Annotated in this window: 2 protein-coding genes; both read left to right on the top strand. The window is 46.4% G+C overall.

Annotation, left to right across the window (positions count from 1 at the left end; genetic code table 11):
• Positions 1 to 147 precede the first annotated feature (147 nt).
• Positions 148 to 1,608, top strand: coding sequence for a pyridoxal-phosphate dependent enzyme (locus ACXLDX_RS09080; RefSeq protein WP_457576856.1), 1,461 nt, complete (start codon positions 148 to 150; stop codon positions 1,606 to 1,608).
• Positions 1,609 to 1,653: 45 nt separating this feature from the next.
• Positions 1,654 to 2,850 (top strand): knotted carbamoyltransferase YgeW, encoded by a 1,197-nt coding sequence (gene ygeW, locus ACXLDX_RS09075; RefSeq protein ID WP_457576857.1) that lies wholly within the window; start codon positions 1,654 to 1,656, stop codon positions 2,848 to 2,850.
• Positions 2,851 to 3,288 lie beyond the last annotated feature (438 nt).

The following is a 3,288-nucleotide window of genomic DNA, read 5'->3' as shown; positions in this document are numbered from 1 at the left end:
ATTTTATTACCTCTGAACTGTAATTGCTCACAGGTGCCGCAGATTTTTGCAGGCTCTTTTGTTCGCTATAGCCTACTATGCGGACAGAAGAGACCGTGAAAAGCTGGGGTACCTGTGAGTAATTACCACCTAACAAAGGATTGTCCAGTGATTGACTTAACCGTTCATGAAAAGATTCTTGAAAAGAATATCATCTATTGCCGGGAAAAGGGTATCACGCTGCCCACGTTTGCCATGATGAAAAATCCGGATCTGGTGCCCGATAATATACGGGAAAAATTAAAAGAAACAGGCTTATGGGATCTTCAACCCTCCAATCTTTACAGAATTACCTGGAAAAATGAACCGCGGGATTCCGGTGGTCTTTTTGGAGACGTCAATCATTTTGTTCTGCCCCCTGAATTGACAGGGTGCAGGGCTGCAATCATCATGCTGGCCGGGCGGTGGTTTCCCACCGGTGCCCACAAGGTTGGTGCTACTTACGGCTGTCTGGCTCCAGCTCTGGTGACGGGACAGTTTGACCCACGGAAAACGAAAGCGGTCTGGCCGTCAACCGGGAATTATTGCCGGGGAGGGGCTTATATTTCAGCGCTTCTTGCCTGTAATGCCATAGCAATTCTTCCGGAAGAAATGTCCAGAGAGAGGTTTGAGTGGCTCAAAAGTATTGCCGGTCAGATTATCGCCACGCCGGGCTGTGAGTCCAACGTCAAAGAGATATTTGATAAATGCTGGGAACTGAGAGAAAGTGGGGAAGACCTTCGGATTTTCAATCAGTTTGATGAGATGGGAAATCCCCTGTGGCATTATGTTGTCACAGGAAGTGGTATTGAAGAAATTATTGAACCTTACATTTCGGCGGGAAAACACTTTGCCGGTTATGTTTCATCTTCAGGTTCCGGAGGAACTCTGGGGGCCGGATATTATCTCAAGCAGAAATTTCCCCGTTCAAAAATTGTTGCCGCGGAAGCACTTCAGTGTCCGACTCTGCTCTATAATGGTTTCGGCGCCCATAGAATCGAAGGGATTGGAGATAAACATGTTCCCTGGGTCCATGATTGCCGTGAAACAGATTTTGTGATTGGAGTAGATGATGAGGTGCCAATGCGGCTGCTGCGTCTTTTCAATGAACCTGAAGGAAGAGCCGCATTGATTGCCGCCGGTGTTGAGGAGTCCCTGGTTGAGAACCTTGATCTCCTTGGTATTTCCGGTATCGGCAATATGGTGGCCGCCATTAAATTTGCCAAATACAATGAACTGACAGAAAATGATGTGGTTGTTTCCATCGCCACTGATTCCATGCAGTTGTACGAATCACGTCTGAAAGAACTTGAAAATGAGCGCGGTATTTATACGGATTTTCAGGCTCAGAAGGATCTTGAGCTTATTTCCGCAATCACCATGGATCATACGGAAGAGCTGTCATACTATGGTAAAAAAACATTGCATAATCTCAAATATTACACATGGGTGGAACAGCAGGGGCGCACTGTGGAGGAATTAAATGACCAGTGGTATGACCATGATAACTACTGGTATTCCATATTCAACCAGGTGGATGTCATAGATGAACTGATAACAGATTTCAACAGCAGGGTTGGTCTGCGGTAGAGTGCGATGTAAATAGACATTGACAGTGACGAGGAGAGAAAGATGATGGAAGTTGAACAGATAGAAAAACTTATTCAACAGCTTGCAGAGTTGGAATCGGCCGGGATGTATCTGGATGATTTCCTGCTCACATGGGATCGCAGTGATGATGAAATCGCAGCAGTATTCAAAACCGCCGAAATTCTGCAGAATATGCGGCAGAATAATATATCCACAAGGGTTTTTGACAGCGGTCTGGCTGTTTCCCTTTTTCGTGACAATTCCACCAGAACCCGTTTTTCCTTCTCCAGTGCCGCCAATTTGCTGGGACTGGCTGTACAGGACCTGGACGAGGAAAAATCCCAGATCGCCCATGGAGAGACTGTTCGTGAAACCGCAAATATGATTTCTTTTATGGCTGATGTTATTGGTATCCGTGATGATATGTACATCGGCAAGGGAAATACTTACATGAAAGAAGTCGCCGGAGCGGTAAGCCAGGGTCACAGTGCAGCCATCCTGGAACAGAGACCTACTCTGGTTAATCTCCAGTGCGATATTGATCATCCGACCCAGTCCATGGCCGATGCCCTGCATCTGATCCGTTTTTTTGGTGGTAAGGAAAATCTCAAGGGGAAGAAAATCGCAATGACATGGGCCTATTCCCCCTCTTACGGCAAGCCTCTTTCTGTTCCCCAGGGGATTATCGGCCTTATGACCAGGTTCGGTATGGATGTTGTTCTGGCGCATCCTGAAGGCTACTCTGTTATGCCGGAAGTGGAGGAGGTTGCACGGCGAAACGTGGAGGTGGCCGGCGGTAGTTTTACGAAGACTGATTCCATGGCCGAGGCGTTTGCTGATGCGGACATCGTTTATCCCAAGAGCTGGGCACCGTTCAGTGCCATGGAGAAACGTACGGAGCTCTATGAAGATAACGATTTGGAGGGTATCAGTTCCCTGGAAAAAGAGCTGCTGATGCGGAATAGTGATTTTATGGAATGGGAATGTACCGAAAGCCTCATGGACCTGACCAGGGAAAAAAAGGGTCTTTACATGCATTGTCTGCCTGCTGATATTTCAGGTGTCAGCTGTGAACGTGGCGAAGTTGTGGCCTCTGTGTTTGATCGCTACCGGGATCAACTGTACAGGGAGGCGAGTTTTAAACCATATATTATCGCGGCAATGATATTTCTTGCCAGAGTCTCCAGTCCATCAGCAAAACTGATGGAACTTCTTGAACGTGCCGGTAGACGTATTTTTTGATAAATGCTGACAGGCACGCCAGCTTTCCACGGTCTCTTTTGTCCGCATGGGGCTATAGCGGAGAGGAGACTGTAAAAATCTGTGGCAGGTGAGCTGGACAGACATGAGTGTTGCTCCTGTCATGGGCAGCAAACAATCGCTGTGGATAGTGTTATCAGCTCCCCTACTGACAGGTATATCGACATTTTTTTCATTTAGTTGCTAATAATTATTATTCTTGACAAAAAGAGCGCAAAGTAATAAATAAGTTTGCATATGTGCAGAATGGAATATAAAATTGAGTGGTATTCAGTTTTTGTCCATTTGCCGGAGTGGAATTTAGAAAATATGTCCCCTGTCGGGATATGGAGTTTGAGGTTCTGTCATGGTAAAGGAGTATCCCGTAAAACTGTTCAGGTTTTATCGAGATGGGTTTCGCAGGATGACTGTTGGTAAAAC

Source organism: Desulfomarina sp., from assembly GCF_054039375.1.
This window is presented reverse-complemented; position numbering and strand designations above follow the sequence as displayed.